This window comes from Streptomyces sp. NBC_01197 (assembly GCF_036010505.1).
Classification (GTDB): domain Bacteria; phylum Actinomycetota; class Actinomycetes; order Streptomycetales; family Streptomycetaceae; genus Streptomyces.
The window spans coordinates 6,835,255-6,852,205 of the sequence record NZ_CP108569.1 but is presented as its reverse complement, the minus strand read 5'-3'; the positions used below and the strand labels follow the sequence as shown (position 1 = coordinate 6,852,205).

18 protein-coding genes and 1 pseudogene are annotated in these 16,951 nt (G+C 69.7%); 12 read left to right on the top strand and 7 right to left on the bottom strand.

What is annotated here, in order from left to right:
- From bioD to OG452_RS31440, 4 genes are all read left to right on the top strand, one after another.
- Complete coding sequence (gene bioD, locus OG452_RS31455; RefSeq protein ID WP_327298932.1) at window positions 1-693, top strand: dethiobiotin synthase; 693 nt, start codon at window positions 1-3, stop codon at window positions 691-693.
- A 147-nt stretch (window positions 694-840) separates the two neighbouring features.
- Entirely contained in the window at window positions 841-1,524 is a 684-nt protein-coding gene (locus tag OG452_RS31450; RefSeq protein WP_327298931.1) for a class I SAM-dependent methyltransferase, read from the top strand.
- Window positions 1,525-1,777: 253 nt separating this feature from the next.
- Window positions 1,778-2,251, top strand: coding sequence for a MarR family winged helix-turn-helix transcriptional regulator (locus OG452_RS31445; RefSeq protein ID WP_327298930.1), 474 nt, complete (start codon window positions 1,778-1,780; stop codon window positions 2,249-2,251).
- Entirely contained in the window at window positions 2,248-3,129 is an 882-nt protein-coding gene (locus OG452_RS31440; protein ID WP_327298929.1) for an SDR family NAD(P)-dependent oxidoreductase, read from the top strand. Before OG452_RS31445 ends, OG452_RS31440 begins: the two co-directional genes overlap by 4 nt.
- Before the next feature lie 205 nt (window positions 3,130-3,334).
- Here the strand turns inward: OG452_RS31440 and OG452_RS31435 are convergent, their stop codons facing one another.
- Window positions 3,335-3,706: a fic family toxin-antitoxin system, toxin component gene (locus OG452_RS31435; RefSeq protein ID WP_327298928.1), complete on the bottom strand. Its 372-nt coding sequence runs from the start codon at window positions 3,704-3,706 to the stop codon at window positions 3,335-3,337.
- On the bottom strand, window positions 3,703-3,939 hold the full coding sequence (locus OG452_RS31430) for an antitoxin (protein ID WP_327298927.1): 237 nt from the start codon (window positions 3,937-3,939) through the stop codon (window positions 3,703-3,705). Before OG452_RS31430 ends, OG452_RS31435 begins: the two co-directional genes overlap by 4 nt.
- A 148-nt stretch (window positions 3,940-4,087) precedes the next feature.
- Between OG452_RS31430 and OG452_RS31425 the strand changes: the two genes are divergently transcribed.
- The 4 genes from OG452_RS31425 (at window position 4,088) to OG452_RS31410 (ending at window position 8,106) form a co-directional block, all read left to right on the top strand.
- On the top strand, window positions 4,088-4,507 hold the full coding sequence (locus tag OG452_RS31425; RefSeq protein ID WP_327298926.1) for a GNAT family N-acetyltransferase: 420 nt from the start codon (window positions 4,088-4,090) through the stop codon (window positions 4,505-4,507).
- Window positions 4,508-4,754: 247 nt separating this feature from the next.
- Window positions 4,755-6,128: a hemolysin family protein gene (locus OG452_RS31420; protein WP_327298925.1), complete on the top strand. Its 1,374-nt coding sequence runs from the start codon at window positions 4,755-4,757 to the stop codon at window positions 6,126-6,128.
- On the top strand, window positions 6,125-7,159 hold the full coding sequence (locus OG452_RS31415) for a hemolysin family protein (protein WP_327298924.1): 1,035 nt from the start codon (window positions 6,125-6,127) through the stop codon (window positions 7,157-7,159). The genes OG452_RS31420 and OG452_RS31415 overlap by 4 nt, the downstream gene beginning before the upstream one ends.
- Window positions 7,160-7,254: 95 nt before the next feature.
- Window positions 7,255-8,106 carry an SGNH/GDSL hydrolase family protein gene (locus OG452_RS31410; RefSeq protein WP_327298923.1) on the top strand — a complete coding sequence of 284 codons (852 nt, stop codon included), beginning with the start codon at window positions 7,255-7,257 and terminating at the stop codon, window positions 8,104-8,106.
- Window positions 8,107-8,145: 39 nt separating this feature from the next.
- On the opposite strand, the gene OG452_RS31405 is transcribed toward OG452_RS31410, so the two are convergent.
- Together OG452_RS31405 and OG452_RS31400 are read right to left on the bottom strand one after the other, a co-directional pair.
- Window positions 8,146-9,681 (bottom strand): ATP-dependent DNA ligase, encoded by a 1,536-nt coding sequence (locus tag OG452_RS31405; protein ID WP_327298922.1) that lies wholly within the window; start codon window positions 9,679-9,681, stop codon window positions 8,146-8,148.
- Window positions 9,682-9,878: 197 nt separating this feature from the next.
- Window positions 9,879-10,505: an alpha-ketoglutarate-dependent dioxygenase AlkB gene (locus tag OG452_RS31400; RefSeq protein WP_327298921.1), complete on the bottom strand. Its 627-nt coding sequence runs from the start codon at window positions 10,503-10,505 to the stop codon at window positions 9,879-9,881.
- 117 nt (window positions 10,506-10,622) lie between these two features.
- Here OG452_RS31400 and purB point away from each other — a divergent pair, with 117 nt between their 5' ends.
- Entirely contained in the window at window positions 10,623-12,056 is a 1,434-nt protein-coding gene (gene purB, locus OG452_RS31395; RefSeq protein ID WP_327298920.1) for an adenylosuccinate lyase, read from the top strand.
- Between the two features lie 7 nt (window positions 12,057-12,063).
- Window positions 12,064-12,594, top strand: a pseudogene (gene mug / locus OG452_RS31390) (G/U mismatch-specific DNA glycosylase); the annotation flags it as partial.
- A 272-nt stretch (window positions 12,595-12,866) separates the two neighbouring features.
- Here the strand turns inward: mug and OG452_RS31385 are convergent.
- The 3 genes from OG452_RS31385 to OG452_RS31375 are packed head-to-tail and all read right to left on the bottom strand — an operon-like array spanning window position 12,867 to window position 15,035.
- Entirely contained in the window at window positions 12,867-13,310 is a 444-nt protein-coding gene (locus OG452_RS31385; RefSeq protein ID WP_327298919.1) for a hypothetical protein, read from the bottom strand.
- 45 nt (window positions 13,311-13,355) lie between these two features.
- A complete protein-coding gene (locus OG452_RS31380; RefSeq protein WP_327298918.1) occupies window positions 13,356-14,099 on the bottom strand; it encodes an ABC transporter permease in 744 nt (247 codons plus the stop codon).
- A 3-nt stretch (window positions 14,100-14,102) separates the two neighbouring features.
- Window positions 14,103-15,035 (bottom strand): ATP-binding cassette domain-containing protein, encoded by a 933-nt coding sequence (locus tag OG452_RS31375; protein WP_327298917.1) that lies wholly within the window; start codon window positions 15,033-15,035, stop codon window positions 14,103-14,105.
- A gap of 108 nt (window positions 15,036-15,143) precedes the next feature.
- Between OG452_RS31375 and OG452_RS31370 the strand changes: the two genes are divergently transcribed.
- Window positions 15,144-16,268: a sensor histidine kinase gene (locus OG452_RS31370; protein WP_327298916.1), complete on the top strand. Its 1,125-nt coding sequence runs from the start codon at window positions 15,144-15,146 to the stop codon at window positions 16,266-16,268.
- Between the two features lie 4 nt (window positions 16,269-16,272).
- The gene (locus tag OG452_RS31365; RefSeq protein ID WP_327298915.1) at window positions 16,273-16,923 is read left to right on the top strand and encodes a response regulator transcription factor; all 651 of its coding nucleotides are present in this window, start codon (window positions 16,273-16,275) and stop codon (window positions 16,921-16,923) included.
- The last annotated feature ends 28 nt before the right edge of the window (window positions 16,924-16,951 follow it).

Below are 16,951 nucleotides of genomic sequence, written 5' to 3'. Positions count from 1 at the left end.
ATGACGATTCTCGTGGTGACGGGGACCGGCACCGAGATCGGCAAGACGGTGGTGACGGCCGCGGTGGCGGCCGCCGCGCACGGCCGGTCCGTCGCCGTTCTGAAACCCGCGCAGACCGGGCTGCTGCCCGGCGAGCACGGCGACGCTGCCGAGGTGGCACGGCTGGCCGGAGCGGTGACCGCTGTCGAACTGGCGCGATTCCCTGACCCGTTGGCCCCTGCCACGGCCGCCCGGCGAGCGGGGCTCGCCCCACTGGGGCCGCGGGACGTGGCGGACGCGGCGCAGAAGCTGGCCACCGAACACGATCTGGTGCTGGTCGAGGGCGCGGGCGGGCTGCTCGTACGGTTCGACGAAGAGGGCGGCACCCTCGCGGACGCCGCCCGGCTGATGGGGGCGCCGGTGCTGGTGGTCGCCCCCGCCGGTCTCGGCACGCTCAACGCGACCGCGCTGACCGCCGAGGCGCTGCGAGCCCGGCGGCTGGACTGTGCGGGCGTCGTGATCGGCAGCTGGCCCGCCGAGCCCGGTCTGGACGCCCGGTGCAATCTGCTGGATCTCCCGGAGGTCGCCGAGGCTCCGCTGGTCGGCGTGGTGCCGGAGGGTGCGGGCCGACTGGCGCCGGCCGTCTTCCGTGACCGGGCGCGCAGCTGGCTCGCGCCCGGCCTGGGCGGGACCCGGGGCACCCCGTCGGGCTGAACGGCCCGCTTACGGGGGTGTCCGCTACGCTGCCGGGAATCTTCCGCGGCTCCCGGAGTGCGCCGGGCCATCCTGGGCATGAGCGGGGCGGGCAGGGAGACCATCACCGTGTACCCCTGCCGTCCCGTCCGCCGGAGGAGACCCGCGATGCCGCTGCGCAGTAGCAAGATCCCGAGCGACACCGTGCACCATCCGCTGTTCGCCCGTTTCTACGCCCGGTTCAGTGTCAACGCCGACCGCACGGCGGGGGTGGCGGCCCACCGCGCCGAACTGCTCGGGGGCCTCTCCGGCCGTGTGATCGAGATCGGCGCGGGCAACGGGCTGAACTTCGCCCACTATCCGGCAACGGTCTCGGAGGTGGTGGCCCTCGAACCGGAGCGCACCCTGCGGCAGTTGGCGGTGCGGTCCGCGATGCGCGCCCCTGTGTCGGTGGACGTGATGCCGGGGACGGCGGAGGCCCTTCCCGTGCCGGACGAGACGTTCGACGCGGCGGTGGCGTCGCTGGTGCTGTGCACCGTACGCGATCTGCCCCAGGCACTCACCGAGATCAGGCGGGTGCTGCGGCCTGGCGGTGAACTGCGGTTCTTCGAGCACGGTCTGGGCCAGGGGCCTGCGATGGCCGCGACCCAGCGGGCCCTGGACCGTACGGTCTGGCCGCTGCTCTTCGGCGGCTGTCACACAGCGCGGGACACCCTGGCCGCGATCGAGGCGGCGGGTTTCGAACTCGGCGCCTACCGGCGGCTGAACGTACCGGAGACCGGTCTGCGGCTGCCTTCCTCACCCTGCGTACTGGGCAGGGCACGGCGGCCGGATCCCGTGGTGACTTCGTGAGGGTCGGTGCGGTTGGCTTTGTGTATCTCCAGGGACAGCGAATGCGGGGTGGTGTGGGAGGCAGTTGGTGATCGCTCGTTGTCTGGATCTCGATGAAAAATGACGGCGCTGTCCCTCGGGATGCCGTGCTTGCTCAGCGCGTCGAGGTGAAGCGGCGATAGGGCGTGGCGTCCTCGCCGACCGATCCGCGTCGAGTAGCGGCGCTTAGTACTTGGATTTTCCAATGATTGGATTCTCCATGTATATTGGGATCATGGATGACCGGCAGCTGAACGAAGAGCTCCACGACTGTCTGTTCGCGATTCGTGCCCGTGTGCATACCGAGCTCAAGGAGCTGGCCCGGGAAGCGGGATTGACCGATACCCAGACCGATGCGCTGTGGAGGCTGAGTCGCGGGCAGGAGATGACCGCGCGCCGACTGGCCGACCGTTTGCAGTGCGACGCCTCGACCGCCACATCGATGATTGACCGGCTGGAGAAGCGTGGCCTGGTCCGCCGCGTGCCCCACCCCACCGATCGCCGCGTGAAAGTCATCCAGCTCACCTCCGAGGGGTGCGCGCTGCGTGATCGCGTCATCCAGCACACCACTGAGCACTCACCCTTCGCCCGCCTTGACCGCGAGAGCAGGCTGCGTCTGCACGCGCTTCTCCGCCAAGCGATCGACCACACCCACTCGACAGGTGAGACCGCCAACGTCATGGTCACCCCGGAAAAGGAGCAGCGATGAGCAGGAAGACCGCGGTCATCACGGGCGGGGCCTCGGGGCTGGGTTCGGTGACGGCACGCGAAATGGTCAAGGCCGGGTACAGCGTCGTCCTCGTCGGCCGGGACGCGACGCGCACCCGGGACGCTGCTGAACGCCTGCGTGGCTTGGCCCCTTCGGACAGTGAGGCGGCCCCGCCGAGGACGTACACCTGCAACCTGGAGAAGTGGTCGCAGGTACGGGCGCTGGCCGCGGAACTGGCCGCCGACAGCCACCCAGTGGACATCCTCATCAACAACGCAGGAGCAGCCTTCCCGCGGTACGAGCAGACAGCGGACGGCGCGGAACGCACCTACGCGCTCAATCACCACGCTCCGTTTCTGCTCACTCACGCCTTGCTGGCCGAAGGAGCGCTTACACCCCAGGCTCGGATCATCAACATGTCCTCGTTTGTGGAAAAGCGAGGCAACCTCGACGCGGACGATCCGGATGTGGCGGGAACCTCGTGGAGCAACCGTCTCTACAACCAGATCAATGTCTACGCGACGAGCAAGCTCGTCAGCCTCCTGGCGGCGCGAGAACTGGCACACCGCCTGCCCGACGGTATGAGCGTTTACAACGCCAATCCCGGCATGGTCAAGGGCACCGCGATGAACAGCAACGCCGGCGGGCTGATGCGGTTGACCGCCCCTCTGTTCCGACCGTTCTCCATCACCCCGGACGAAGGGGTGCAGACCCCTGTCTGGCTCTCCACCGCCTCGCCCGCACCACACCCCAGTGGGGGTTTCTTCACCAAGTCCCGGCCGCACACCCCTTCGCGCCTAGCTCTGAACGACGCCCTCGCCAACACCGTGTACACCAAGACCGCAGCCCTCCTCGGTGTGGTGCCCCTCACGAGGTAAGCCCGGCCGGGCCCGCGAAACACCCACCGCGCTCTGCGACTGCATCTTCGGCGTGCCCTCGTTGCACTCCTGCAAGCTCACCGCCGCGAGCTGCGCGGATACGCCTCGGCCGAGACATGCCTGACGAACGCGCCACAACCCGATGGTTTCACAGGCGGCGATTCACAGGGCGCGATTCACAGGGTGGGTGCGGTGCACAGGGCGCTCACAGGCTCCACTGGCGCAGTTCGTCCGCGATGGCCCGGACATCCGCCTTGTCCTGCTTGACCAGCTGCGCAAGATCTCTGACCTGCTCGGGCGAGGTGACGATCTTCAGCCCGCAGGCGACGAGATAGCCGTAGGCGACGGCCGAGGCGAACATCGCATTGGAGTGCTCCAAGGCCGGTACGTGCAGCAGCAGTTGCAGCAGAGCGGCGGCGCGCGCGTACGGGTCGCTGTAGACGGGGACCCCGAAAACCTCCGCATCGTGCCGGCTGACGGCCGCCACCAGCGCGCCCCAGTCGATGACGGGCGGGTCCCCGGGGGTCCGGTGCTCGGCGACCATGAGCAGCCAGGCCAGATCGATCTTGAGGTTCAACGGCTGCCTTTGCGGCGCTTGCCCTCCGCGGCGGGCTCGTCCGCGAACACCGACGCGTACTGCTTCATGAAGTCGGCGGCCGCCTCGACGAAGGTGTGCCCCACCTCGCCCGCGTCCTGGTTTACCAGCTCCTCGATGTAGCGGTTCACGCTCACACCGCGCTGGAGGGCGCGTTGGCGCGCCGCTTCGGCGGTCGCTTCATCCACGCGGACGTTCAGCTGAGTTTTGGCCACGTGACCACGCTAGCGCGCAGGCGCTAGCACCGGCAAGAGCGGCGCGGGACGGCTGCCGTCGCGCGGCACCCGGCGTCAGGCGGACAACCCGGCCGGCTCATGGCGAAACCGGTCGCCGGGCGGGCGGGCGTTCTGGTTGGCTCAACCCATGAGTGATCTTCACATCCGCTGTGCCACCCTCTCGGACCTCGAAGCCGTACTGCAGTTCTGGCGGCTCGCCGCGGAAGGAACCAGCGTCAGCGACGACCACGACGGAGTGGCCCGCCTCGTCACCCGGGACCCCGGAGCCCTCCTGATCGCGGAGCGCGACGGCCTCCTCGCGGGCACCGTGATAGCCGGTTTCGATGGATGGCGCTGCTCGCTCTACCGCCTCGCCGTAAACCCGGACTGCCGCCGGCAGGGCATCGCCACCACCCTCCCGGAGGCAGCGGAAAAGCGATTCGCCGCCCTGGGCGGACGACGGGGCGACGCCATGGTCCTGGAGGACAACGAACGGGCCCACCGCACCTGGGCCACCGCTGGCTACCATCGCGAGGACCACTGGCGACGGTGGGTCAAGCCGCTGTAGCCATGGACAGGACCGCCGGAAGGTTGCGATCAGCCGGACCGGGCACCGGAGACAGCAGAGGTGAGAGCGGCCGGCCGGACTCGGGGCGACCCGCCCTTTGCCCTTCCTTTACGATGGCTGTCCGCCGTACCACCAACCGGAAGGTGTGAGCGTCCGCCCATGGGCGAGCCCCCCAGTAGCGACATCTCAGTAGCCGACATCGCGCACTCCTCCCCTCCCTGGCCGATCATGGGACCGAGGTGAACCGATGACCGAGGTGCTTCTGCTCATCGTGGCGCTGCTGCTCTCGCTGGCCTGCTCGGCCTTTGTTGCGGCGGAGTTCTCGCTCACGACCGTCGAGCGCAGCGAACTCGAAGCGGCCGCGGAACGGGGGGAGCGCGGCGCGACGAGCGCCCTGCGGGCCGTACGCGGCCTCACCTTTCAGCTGTCGGGCGCCCAGCTCGGTATCACCGTCACCAACCTGGTCATCGGGATGCTCGCCGAGCCCTCGATCGGGAAGCTGCTGCGCGGGCCCATCGAGTCGCTGGGCCTCCCGTCCGGTGCGGCCTCATCGCTGGGCCTGGTGATCGGTACCGCCCTCTCCACCGTCTTCCTGATGGTGGTCGGTGAGCTGGTACCGAAGAACTGGGCGATTTCCTCCCCGCTGGCCGTGGCCAAGGTGGTGGCCACCCCCCAGCGGTACTTCAGCGCCCTTTTCCGCCCGCTGATCGGCCATCTCAACAACACCGCCAACAGGCTGCTGCGCCGGCTCGGCATGGAACCGACGGAGGAGCTGGCCTCGGCCCGGTCGCCCCAGGAGCTGGTCGCGCTGGCCCGGCACTCGGCCAAGGCGGGCGCGCTGGAGGAGGACACAGCGGAGCGGTTCGTCCGCACGCTCAACCTGGCGGATCTGACCGCCGAGAACGTGATGACCCCCAGAGTCCAGGTGGTGGCGCTCGATGTGCAGGCCAGCGCTGAGGACGTCGCCAACGCCACCCGCGCCACCGGCCTGTCACGCTTCCCGGTCTACCGGGGCAGCCTCGACCAGGTCGTCGGCGTCGCCGACATCAAGGACGTGCTGGCGCTCCCGGTGGAGCGCAGGCCGCGCTTCCCCGTCTCCGAGCTGCTCCGCGAGCCCCTGCTCGTACCCGAGACGCTGACGGTGGACCGGCTGCTCGACCGGATGTACGGCAAGCGCACGATGGCCGTGGTGATCGACGAGTACGGCGGCACGGCCGGTGTCGTCACGCTGGAGGACATCGTCGAGGAGGTCGTCGGCGAGGTGCGCGACGAGCACGACCCGCACGAGACGCCCGATCTCGCCGCCGCGGGCGATGACGCGGACGGCCGGCCGGTCTACTCGGTCGATGGAGCTGCCAGGACCGACCAGCTGGAGACGATCGGCCTGCGGGTCGCCGAAGGGCCGTACGAGACTCTGGCGGGCCTGGTCGCCACCGAGCTGGGGCGTATCCCGGCCGAGGGCGACAGCGTCGACGTGGCCGGCTGGCGGATCGATGTGGTGGACGCGAGCGGACGGCGCGCCGCCCGGCTGCTGCTGCACGCACCGGTGGCGGCCGGTGGCGATGACGACGGCACAGACGGCAGAACAGACAGCAAGGACCACGGAGAGGACTCGCGATGACCGTGGTCCAGCTGTTCATCGGGCTGCTGACGCTGGTCGTCAACGCCTTCTTCGTCGGCGGCGAGTTCGCCCTGATCTCCGTCCGGCGAAGCCAGATCGAACCGGCGGCGGATGAGGGCGACCGGCGGGCCCGGAGCGTGCTGTGGGGGCTGGAGCATCTGGCGGCGCTGATGGCGGCGGCACAGCTCGGCATCACGCTCTGCACGCTGGTGCTCGGTGTGGTCGCCGAGCCGGCCATCGCCCATCTGCTGGAGCCCGTCTTCCACACGGTAGGGATGCCCGGCGGGCTGATCCACCCGCTCTCCTTCATCATCAGCCTCGTCGTGGCCACGTATCTGCACATGCTCTTCGGCGAGATGGTCCCGAAGAACATCGCCCTGGCCGGACCGGTGCGGGCGGCTCTGCTGCTCGGCCCGCCGCTGGTCGCACTGGCGCGTGCGCTGCGTCCGGTGATCTTCGCGATCAACTCCTTCGCCAATGCCCTGCTGAAGCTGCTGCGGGTCGAGGCGAAGAGCGAGGTCGCCGCGACCTTCACGGACGACGAGCTGGCCCGCCTGGTGACCGACGCCTCGGCGGCCGGACTGCTCGACGACCGGGCCAGCGAGCGGCTGCACGACGCCCTGGAGCTGGGCCGGAGGCCGGTGCGCGATGTGGTCGTACCGCTGGAGCAGGTGGTCTACGCGCGCCTCGGAACGACTCCGGAGAAGCTGGAACAGCTGTCGGTCGAATCAGGCTTCTCACGCTTTCCCGTGGTGGACGACAACCGCCGGATCCTGGGATATCTGCACGTCAAGGATGCTCTGGACGCGCTGCCGCGCGATCTGCCGTTCGCTGTCTCCGCGATGCGGGCCATCGCCCGGGTGCGTGCCGCCAGTCCGCTGGACGACGTACTGACGGCGATGCGCCGCAGCCGTACGCACCTGGCGGCCGTGATGGCCGACGACGGCACACTCGCCGGTCTGGTGACGATGGAGGATGTGCTGCGGGAACTGGTCGGGCCTCCGACGACGCCGGCCGGAACCGTCGACTGAGCGCGCGCACCGCTCTTTCCCGGCAGACCCGCTTGAAGATCCCCATGAAGCTCCCACCGGGAGGCAGCGGCGCGTCACGGTACGATCGCCCGGCGATGAAATTGAATGCCTCCTACACCAGTCTGGTCGCGGTCGGCGACTCCTTCACCGAGGGAATGTCGGACGGCCTGCCCGACGGCTCGTACCGCGGCTGGGCCGACCTGCTCGCCGCGCGCCTGGCCACACGGACCACCGGCTTCCGGTACGCGAATCTCGCCGTACGCGGAAAACTGATCGGCCAGATCGCCGACGAGCAGGCGGAAGCGGCGGCGCAGCTCCGGCCTGATGTGGTGACGCTGGTCGGCGGCCTCAACGACACTCTGCGCCCCAAGTGCGACATGGGGATGGTGCTCGGGCGGCTTGAGGAGGCGGCAGGACGGCTGGCTCCCGCCTGCGGACAGCTGGTGCTGATGCGCAGCCCGGGCCGTAACGGACCGGTGATGGAACGCTTCCGCCCGCGTATGGAGGAGCTGTTCACCTTCATCGACGACCTGGCAGCGCGGCACGGCGCGCTGGTCGTCGACCTCTATGGGGCCCCGGCGCTCGGGGATCAGCGGCTGTGGGACGTGGACCGGCTGCATCTGACAGCCGAGGGCCACCGCCGGGTGGCCGAGGCGGTGTGGCAGACGCTGGGACTGGCGCCGGAGGACGACTGGCGGGCGCCGCTGCCCCCGGCCTCGGCGGCCCGGTGGATGGCGCGGCGGAGCAGTGACCTTCGGTTCGCGCGCGAGCATCTGGTGCCGTGGATAGGGCGGCGGCTGACGGGACGCTCATCGGGTGACGGGCGCAGCGGTGCCCAGTTCTGCCCCGACAGCGGAAAGGCGTTCTGGATCACGCCTGCGGACGACGGGTCCCCCGGCCCCGTGACCGGCTGGCGGCGGCTGGAGGCAGCTCCGGACGTGCCGTAGGAGCGGGGGTGTCGCAGGTGCGGGGACGTCATGGCCGCATCACAGAGCGACCGGGGCGAGCGCGCGGACCGTGGAAACGGTGTCCGCTTCGGCGGGGCCCTTGTCCTCGCGGTAACGGATGACGCGTGCGAAGCGCAGGGCGAGACCGGCCGGATAGCGGGGGCTTCGCTGCAGCCCGTCGAACGCCACCTCCACCACCAGCTCGGGCCGGACCCGTACGACATATCCGTCCCGGCTCACCTCGCGCGCCAGCAGTTCGCGGGTCTGCCAGGCCAGAAGTTCGTCGGTGAGGCCCTTGAACGTCTTGCCCAGCATCACCCACGGGCCGGGGTCCCCCTCCTCTCCGCGAGCGGCGAGATGGAGATTGCTGAGCACGCCCTGCCGCCTGCCATGCCCCCACTCCGCGGCCGTCACGACCAGGTCAAGCGTGTGCCGGGGCTTCACCTTGATCCACCCGGCTCCTCGGCGCCCCGCCGCGTACGGCGCTGCGGGATCCTTGACCATCACACCTTCCTGCCCCTGCGTGATGGCGTCCGCGAAGAACCGCTCGGCTTCGGCGGACTCGCCAGTGACCGTACGCGGAACACGCAGTTCAACGGGCACCACCGCGTCCAGTGCCTCCCAGCGGGTCTGTGCGGGCAGGTCGATGAGGTCGGCGCCGTCGCGGTGCAGCAGGTCGAAGAAGTACACCCGCAACGGCACGTCGGCACGCAGCCGGGCCGGGTCCTGCCGCGACGCGGTACGGGCGGCCGTCACCTGGAACGGCAGGGGGCGCCCGTCCGGTCCCAGCGCGATGGCCTCCCCGTCGAGCACCGCCGAGTCCACCGGCAACTCCCTTGCCGCCTCGACCACTTCCGGCACCCGCGAGGTGATGTCGTCCAGGCTCCGGGTGAAGACGGCCACTTCGCCGCCGTTCCGGTGGACCTGGACCCGGATACCGTCCAGCTTCCACTCCAGAGCGGCGGGCCGTACCCGCTCCAGGGCCGCGCCGACATCGGGCGCCCCCGCGGCGAGCATCGGCCGCACCGGCCTGCCCACTTCCAGGCCGAAGGCCCGCAACGCCTCCTGCCCGCCCGACAGAGCTGCAGCCGCCACGGCACGGGCGGAGCCGCGGAACATCAGGGCCCGCCGGACCTCCGCCGCTGCCACCCCTGCGGCCTTCGCCACCGCGTCCGCGACCACGGAGTCGAGTGCGCCCTGCCGCAGTTCACCGACGAGGACGGCGCCGAGAAAAGACTGCTCCGAAGCGGTGGCCCGGGAGAACAGCCCCCGGAGCAGGGCGCTCCGTTCGTCACGCGAACCGGGGCCGTGCACGGCGGCCAGCGCGGCCAGGGTGTCCTGGGTCTCCCGCACACCGAGCGACGGATCAGCCGCGGGCTCCGGAAGGTCGCGCAGAGCCGCGGGACCGACCCCGATCCGCATCCGCCGGGACTCACCGGAGAGCAGCGCCACCGCGGCAGGCAGATCGTCCGGTTCCAGGCTTCCGAAGTACTCGGCCAGCAGGGCGGTCTTCACGTTCCTGGCGGATTGCGAACCGACGGCGCGGGAGGTGGCGGCGAGTTCATGAAGCAGCATGGCGGGGCTCCGGGCCGGTGGAAGAGGCTGGGTGATGGCGGAGTATCCATACCCGTTTTCCACCGTGGTGTCCCGGCGCGGCACGGCGCGGGCCGGGCAGGGGCAGTACACCGCGGACCGGGTGCGGACCGGGACGGCACGGTGCGGACCGGGCGTAGAGACCTCCGTACGCTCGTGGGCTCGTCCGCCCGCGCGGCTCAGCGCACCCCGCGCGGGCGGAACTGCACGCTGATGCGCGGCCCCACGGGCTTGGCCGTCTTGAGGATGGCGTGCTCCCAGGTGCGCTGGCAGCTGCCGCCCATCACGATGAGGTCGCCGTGCCCGAGCGGCGTACGGACGGTGCCGCCTCCGCCGCGCGGCCGGAGCGTGAGGCTCCGGGGAGCGCCGAGCGAGAGGATCGCGACCATCGTGTCCTCACGGCTGCCGCGGCCGATGGTGTCACCGTGCCAGGCGACACCGTCCCGTCCGTCGCGGTAGAAGCACAGTCCGGCGGTGGTGAAGGGCTCTCCGAGCTCCTCGGCGTAGTGTGCCCCGAGCGCGTCACGGGCCTCGTCGAGCACGGGGTGCGGCAGGGGGTCGTCCGCGCCGAAGAACGACAGCAGCCTCGGCACTTCCACCACCCGCTCGTACATGACGCGCTGTTCCGCGTGCCAGGGGACGTCCCACACCAGTACGTCGAAGAGCGCGTCCGCCCCGGTGAGCCACTGCGGCAGTACATCGATCCAGGCGCCCTGCCCCAGGTGGCTGCGGTGGACTCCGGCCAGTGGGCGCAGACCGGTCGCGTCGCCCTGGTCGAAGAGGGAACTCTGCAGGTGGACAGCCATACCGCACAGCATACCCGAACGCACATTCGAACACGGTGACCCGCTCCGAACGCCGTAGCAAAGCACAAAGAGAACCGGGGCACGGACCTGCAGGAACCGCCAGTAGAATCACTTCACGTGACTGCAAAGCCTCGCATCCCCAACGTTCTGGCCGGCCGCTACGCCTCCACGGAGCTCGCTGTCCTCTGGTCCCCCGAGCAGAAGGTCAGGCTGGAGCGGCAGCTTTGGCTGGCCGTGCTGCGTGCCCAGCAGGATCTCGGGATCGAGGTGCCCGGGACCGCGGTCGCCGACTACGAGCGGGTGCTCGACCAGGTGGACCTGGCTTCGATCGCCGAGCGGGAGAAGGTCACGCGGCACGACGTGAAGGCGCGGATCGAGGAGTTCAACGCCCTGGCGGGACATGAGCAGATCCACAAGGGCATGACGTCGCGCGACCTCACCGAGAACGTCGAGCAGCTCCAGATCCGGCTCTCGCTCGAGCTGATGCGCGACCGGACCGTCGCCGTGCTCGCCCGCCTCGGCAGGCTGGCCGGTGAGCACGCGGAGCTGGTGATGGCCGGGCGTTCGCACAACGTGGCCGCGCAGGCGACGACGCTCGGCAAGCGCTTCGCGACGACCGCGGACGAACTGCTGGTGGCGTACGGGCGTCTTGAGGACCTGCTGGGGCGTTATCCGCTGCGCGGGATCAAGGGCCCGGTCGGCACCGCACAGGACATGCTGGACCTGCTGGGCGGCGACGAGTCGAAGCTGGCCGAGCTGGAACAGCGGATCGCTGGGCACCTCGGCTTCGCGCACGCCTTCACATCGGTCGGCCAGGTGTACCCCCGCTCGCTCGACTACGACGTGGTGACCGCGCTCGTACAGCTGGCGGGCGCGCCCTCGTCCCTGGCCAGGACGATCCGGCTGATGGCCGGGCACGAGCTGGTCACGGAGGGGTTCAAGCCGGGGCAGGTCGGCTCGTCCGCGATGCCGCACAAGATGAACACCCGCTCCTGCGAACGCGTCAACGGTCTGATGGTGATCCTGCGCGGTTACGCGTCGATGACCGGCGAGCTGGCCGGCGATCAGTGGAACGAGGGCGACGTGTCGTGCTCGGTCGTCCGCCGCGTCGCCCTGCCCGACGCGTTCTTCGCCTTCGACGGGCTGTTGGAGACCTTCCTGACGGTGCTCGACGAGTTCGGCGCGTTCCCGGCGGTGATCGCTCGCGAACTGGACCGCTACCTGCCGTTCCTGGCCACCACCAAGGTGCTGATGGGTGCCGTACGGGCGGGCGTCGGCCGCGAGGTGGCGCACGAGGTCATCAAGGAGCACGCGGTCGCGTCCGCGCTCGCGATGCGTGAGCAGGGCGCCGAGCGCAACGAGTTGCTGGACAAGCTGGCGGCCGACGAGCGGATGCCCCTCGACCGGGCGCAGTTGGATGCGCTGATGGCGGACAAGCTCTCCTTCACCGGCGCTGCGGGTGCCCAGGTGGCCGCGGTGGTCTCGCGGATCGAGGAGGTCTCCAAGCAGCACCCGGAGGCCGCTGCCTACACCCCCGGCTCGATCCTCTGACCCGCCGGTGAAGCCCGAAGAGCTCGAAGCCGCCCGCGACCGCATCGTCCCCGATGTGGTCGCGGAGGGCTTGAGCGTACTGTTCTGCGGGATCAACCCCGGCCTGATGACGGCCGCGACCGGCCATCACTTCGCCCGGCCCGGAAACCGCTTCTGGCCGGTGCTGCATCTGTCCGGATTCACGCCACGCAGACTGGCCCCTTCGGAGCAGGACGAACTGCTCGCGCTCGGCCTCGGCATCACCAATGTGGTGGCACGGGCATCGGCCCGCGCCGATGAGCTGAGCGCCGAGGAGTACCGCGAGGGCGGTCGCGTTCTGACGGCCAAGGTGGGGAGGCTCAGGCCGCGTTGGCTCGCCGTCGTGGGAGTCACCGCCTACCGCACGGCGTTCGGAGAACCCAAGGCACGGATCGGACCGCAGACGCGGACGATCGGCTCCACCCGGATCTGGACACTGCCCAACCCGAGCGGCCTCAACGCCCATTGGACCGCGGCCACGATGGCCGAGGAGTACGGCAGACTGCGCGAAGCCGCGCAACTCACGCCTGCGCAGCTCACATCTGCACAGCTCACGCCTGCACAGCTCACACCTACACAGACCGCACCTGGACGGACGGCGCCCGCCCGAGCCACGTCCGAGTCCGCGCGGTAACCCAGCCGACCGGGATCCGGCACACCGGGCTGAACACCGCCCCCACCCGGAGACGCTGAAAGACGCTGGGAGGGAGCCTCCCGGCACCCGGCACCCGGCACCCGGCACCCGGCACCCGGCACCCGGCACGATCCGATCCCACGGCCGGGTGGCGCGGGCTACGGCGGATCCACGTCGGTCACCGCAGCGACCAGTTGAGCCTCGTGCTCCTGGCTTCCGTGAACGGCACCGACGGCGATCCACCGTTCCTCGGCCCTCCAGAGATGGAGGGACGACATGGTGGTGCACAACTCGTCCCAGGGTTCCGGTATCTCCTCCCCCTCCATACGCCGGGTCAGCATGCTCCAGAGGCTGAACGCCTGCGCTTCGCCCCACCGCGCGTCGAGCACCGCCACAAGGGCCTCGTAGTCGGCCCCGAACTGGTCCTCCGCCTGCGCCTCCGGTGCGGAGGTGCCCCCGCGTCCCAGAAGCGTGTCGCGGGTGATCAGAGCAGCGAGGTGGTACCCGGGGCCGCCCGGACCGGTGTCCGACCATCCGCGCCGCGTGGGGAACGCACGGGTCCGCAGCCGGTCGATGGTGGCGACGTACTGAGCGGTGGTCATCACCTCAGTAAACCCTCCACCACTGACAGTTGGCCGCCGGGGCGGTCAGACGTCACGCCGGTGCAACGCCGCCCAGCCGGCACCCACCGCGACAGCCGCCCAGCCAGCGGTGACAGCGAGTCCGCTCCACGGCCCCAGCGACCCGGTCGAGTGCTGGAGCAGGACCTGCTGTCCGGCCCGGTCCGGCAGGAAGTCGGCAAGACCCGCGCCGTGATTCACGTCACCGATCACGAACGACACCAGGAGCAGGAAGGGTATGAGCGTCCCCATGACGGCGGGCCCGCTCCGAAGCACCGCCGCCAGGCCTGCGGCGAACAGCGTGATCAGCGTCAGATACAGAGCACAGCCCACTGCGGCGCGCAGCCCACCGGGGGCACCGATGCCGCCACCGGGAGCACCGATGAGAGCCTGCCCTCCGAGGAAGCAGGCAAGGCCGGTCATCAGGCCGACCGCACAGGCAAGTGCGCCGATGACGGAGAGTTTCGCCGCGTAGAAGAGGCCTCTGCGCGGAACAGCGGTGAGTGAGGTACGGATGGCGCCGGTTCCGTACTCACTGGTGACGGCTGTAGCCCCGAAGCAGATGGCGGCGATCTGACCGAAGTTGAGGCCGAAGAACGAGGTGTGGACCGGATCGAATCCAGGCTTGCCCGCATCCTCGTGCCCGATGGTGGCACTACCGAGGAGCGAGAAGGCCACCGTGGCGAAAAAGACGGCCAGTAGCGCACCTTCCAGGGCGCGCACGGAGCGGATCTTGATCCATTCCGCGTGGAGGACGGCAGAGAACGTCATGGCTCATACCCCCGGAGTGAGAGACGCAGGGCGGGCCGGGAATTGTGTCTCGCCGAGGGTGAGGTCGAGATATGCCTCTTCCAACGTGGCTTGCTCCGTCGCGAGTTCAAGAATCGTGATGCCCTCCTCGGCCGCGACACGACCGATGCCCTCGGCGCTCGCACCCTCGACGACCCAGCTGCCGTCTTCGCGTTCGGCCGGGATCAGTCCCTTGCGGAGCAGCAGGGATCGCAGTTGCTCACCACTGGTGCTCCGCAGCCGGACTCGTGGCCGGATCCGCGAGTCGATGAATTCCTGCATCGGGGTGTCGGCGAGAAGCCGTCCCTTGCCCAGGACCACGAGATGGTCCGCGAACGAAGCTGTCTCGTTCATGAGATGGCTGGACACGAGCACAGTCCTGCCCTCCGCGGCGAGGCGGCGCATCAGCTCCCGTATCCAGATGATCCCCTCGGGGTCGAGGCCGTTCGACGGTTCGTCCAGCATCACTACGGACGGGTCCCCCAGCAGAGCAGCGGCTATACCCAACCGCTGCCGCATTCCCAGCGAGAACGTCCTGATGCGATGGACAGCAACGCTCGCGATACCCGCCTCCTCCAGCACTTCGTCAACGCGCCGTCGCCCCATGCGATGGGTAACGGCCAGAGCCAGCAGGTGATCGCGTGCGGTGCGCGCACCGTGCGCGGCATTCGCGTCGAGGAGCGCGCCCGCCAGCCGCAGCGGCTCTCCGGCTTCCGCATACCGCCGTCCACCGACGGTGGCAGCGCCTGAGGAAGGGCGGTCGAGGCCGAGGACCAGCCGCATGGTCGTGGACTTGCCCGCGCCGTTCGGCCCGAGGAAGCCGGTGACCCGGCCGGGCAGGACGGCGAACGAGAGCCCGTCCACTGCCCGCTTCGAACCGTAATCCTTGGTGAGTTCGCAGACTTCGATACTGGTCATGGGTCCACCTTCCCGGTGGTCCACTGTCAGTGACTTCCCCCGCCCGGGGGGACCGGCTCCCCCATGCGGGGGAGCCGCCGGAGTGTGACCGGCTGGCACGATTACGGCATGTTCCGCCTCATTCGGCCACTGCTGCGCCCGGTCACCTACACACGATGGCTGCATGTCTGTGTGCCACTCGCGTTCGTCGCCGTGTGGCTGTTCATCAACATGAAGCAGTTCTACTTGCCGGTGTTCCTGGTCATTCCGCTCGGACTGATCCCTGCCGTCCGGCTGGAGGAGTCGCTGCAGGCCCAGTTGCTGCTCACGCCTGACGAACGGGGACGGCCCGAGGCATCCATCTCGGTCGCCCCGTCTCTGACATGGGCAGACCGCTGGCGTACCGTGCTGTGGCTCGAAGCGCGGCTGGCCTCCAGCGTCCTGGGGGCGATTGCTCCCGTGCAGCTGCTCTACCTCGCCCTCAGGCTCTTCGATGCCGCGCCCTGGTGGTGCTCCCTTCTCGCACCACTGCCGATCGTGGCGATACCGGTCTGTGTGGTCGCTTCCGGCGCACTGATCACAACCGTCGCCCGCCTGCTGCTCGGCCCTTCGCAGGGACAGCGGCTGACCGCGCTGGAGGAGCGTACGGAGCAACTCCTCGAACGGAACCGCATCGCGAGGGAGTTGCACGACTCCATTGGGCACGCCCTCACCGTGGCCGTGGTGCAGGCAGGTGCGGCGCGGGCCGCGAACGACCCGGTCTTCACCGACCGGGCCCTGGCCGCCATCGAGGAGACGGGACGGGAGGCATTGGAAGATCTGGAGCGCGTGCTGCTCATCCTGCGCGAGTCGGCGACCCCGCTGGGGCAGCGCCCGTCGCTCAGCGAGGCGGACCGGCTTCTGGAGTCGGCTCGCAGCTCGGGCGCGAAAGTGGATGCCGAGGTGAGTGGTCCGGTGGAGCTGGTGCCCGGTCCGATCTCACGCGAGGGATACCGCATGCTGCAGGAGGCGTTGACCAACGTGCTGCGTCACTCCGGCCCGGTGCCGGTGCGGGTACGGATCTCTGTCGTTGCCGGGCAGCTCAGCCTGGAGGTGACCAATCCGCTGAACAGTTCGGCTGGACGGTCCAGTGGCGGGAGCGGGTTGCGTGGCATACGGGAGCGCGCGGCGCTGCTCGGTGGTACAGCGGAGACGGGTCCGCACGGAGGCGATTGGAGGGTATATGCACGGTTGCCGCTCGACGGCCTAGGCTGACGGGGTGCCGATCTCTGTGCTGCTTGTCGACGATGAACCTCTCGTACGTGCCGGCCTGCGCGCCGTACTTGAGGCCCAGGGCGACATTCAGGTGGTGGGCGAGGCCGCTGACGGTGCGGCCGTGGTGCCGCTGGTGCGCCAGTTGCGCCCCGATGTGGTGGCTATGGATGTGCGGATGCCCCTGCTGGACGGCATCGCGGCCACCCGGGCAGTACTGCGGACCGTTCAGCCGCCGCCGAAGATCCTGGTCGTGACGACTTTCGAGAACGACGAGTACGTCTATCAGGCGCTGCGCGCGGGGGCGGACGGGTTCCTGCTGAAGCGGGCCCGGCCGGCTGAGATCGTCCACGCGGTGCGGCTGATCGCCGAGGGAGAGTCGCTGCTCTTCCCGGCAGCGGTCCGAGCGCTCGCCGCCGAGTACGGCAACAGCGCGGCGCGAGAAGCACTGGACCGGGCGGCTCTCACCGAACGGGAAGCCGCAGTGCTCCGGCTGATGGCACGCGGCCTGTCGAACGCGGAGATCGCAGCCCAGCTGATCATCGGTGTCGAGACGGTGAAGTCCCACGTCAGCGCTGTGCTGGCGAAACTGGGAGCTCGCGACCGTACGCAAGCGGTGATTGCCGCGTACGAGTCGGGGTTCGTCGCGCCCGCCTGACCCGCCACCGTCCCGGCAGCCACTCGCC

Excerpts from the sequence above, each read along its gene's own strand:
- bioD (WP_327298932.1), top strand. The coding sequence starts at position 1 with ATGACGATTCTCGTGGTGACGGGGACCGGCACCGAGATCGGCAAGACG.
- OG452_RS31440 (WP_327298929.1), top strand. The coding sequence starts at position 2,248 with ATGAGCAGGAAGACCGCGGTCATCACGGGCGGGGCCTCGGGGCTGGGT.
- OG452_RS31420 (WP_327298925.1), top strand. The coding sequence starts at position 4,755 with ATGACCGAGGTGCTTCTGCTCATCGTGGCGCTGCTGCTCTCGCTGGCC.
- OG452_RS31410 (WP_327298923.1), top strand. The coding sequence starts at position 7,255 with ATGAAATTGAATGCCTCCTACACCAGTCTGGTCGCGGTCGGCGACTCC.
- OG452_RS31380 (WP_327298918.1), bottom strand. The coding sequence starts at position 14,099 with ATGACGTTCTCTGCCGTCCTCCACGCGGAATGGATCAAGATCCGCTCC.
- OG452_RS31400 (WP_327298921.1), bottom strand. The coding sequence starts at position 10,505 with ATGGCTGTCCACCTGCAGAGTTCCCTCTTCGACCAGGGCGACGCGACC.
- OG452_RS31385 (WP_327298919.1), bottom strand. The coding sequence starts at position 13,310 with ATGACCACCGCTCAGTACGTCGCCACCATCGACCGGCTGCGGACCCGT.
- OG452_RS31415 (WP_327298924.1), top strand. The coding sequence starts at position 6,125 with ATGACCGTGGTCCAGCTGTTCATCGGGCTGCTGACGCTGGTCGTCAAC.
- OG452_RS31450 (WP_327298931.1), top strand. The coding sequence starts at position 841 with ATGCCGCTGCGCAGTAGCAAGATCCCGAGCGACACCGTGCACCATCCG.
- OG452_RS31425 (WP_327298926.1), top strand. The coding sequence starts at position 4,088 with ATGAGTGATCTTCACATCCGCTGTGCCACCCTCTCGGACCTCGAAGCC.
- OG452_RS31405 (WP_327298922.1), bottom strand. The coding sequence starts at position 9,681 with ATGCTGCTTCATGAACTCGCCGCCACCTCCCGCGCCGTCGGTTCGCAA.
- OG452_RS31375 (WP_327298917.1), bottom strand. The coding sequence starts at position 15,035 with ATGACCAGTATCGAAGTCTGCGAACTCACCAAGGATTACGGTTCGAAG.
- OG452_RS31445 (WP_327298930.1), top strand. The coding sequence starts at position 1,778 with ATGGATGACCGGCAGCTGAACGAAGAGCTCCACGACTGTCTGTTCGCG.
- OG452_RS31370 (WP_327298916.1), top strand. The coding sequence starts at position 15,144 with ATGTTCCGCCTCATTCGGCCACTGCTGCGCCCGGTCACCTACACACGA.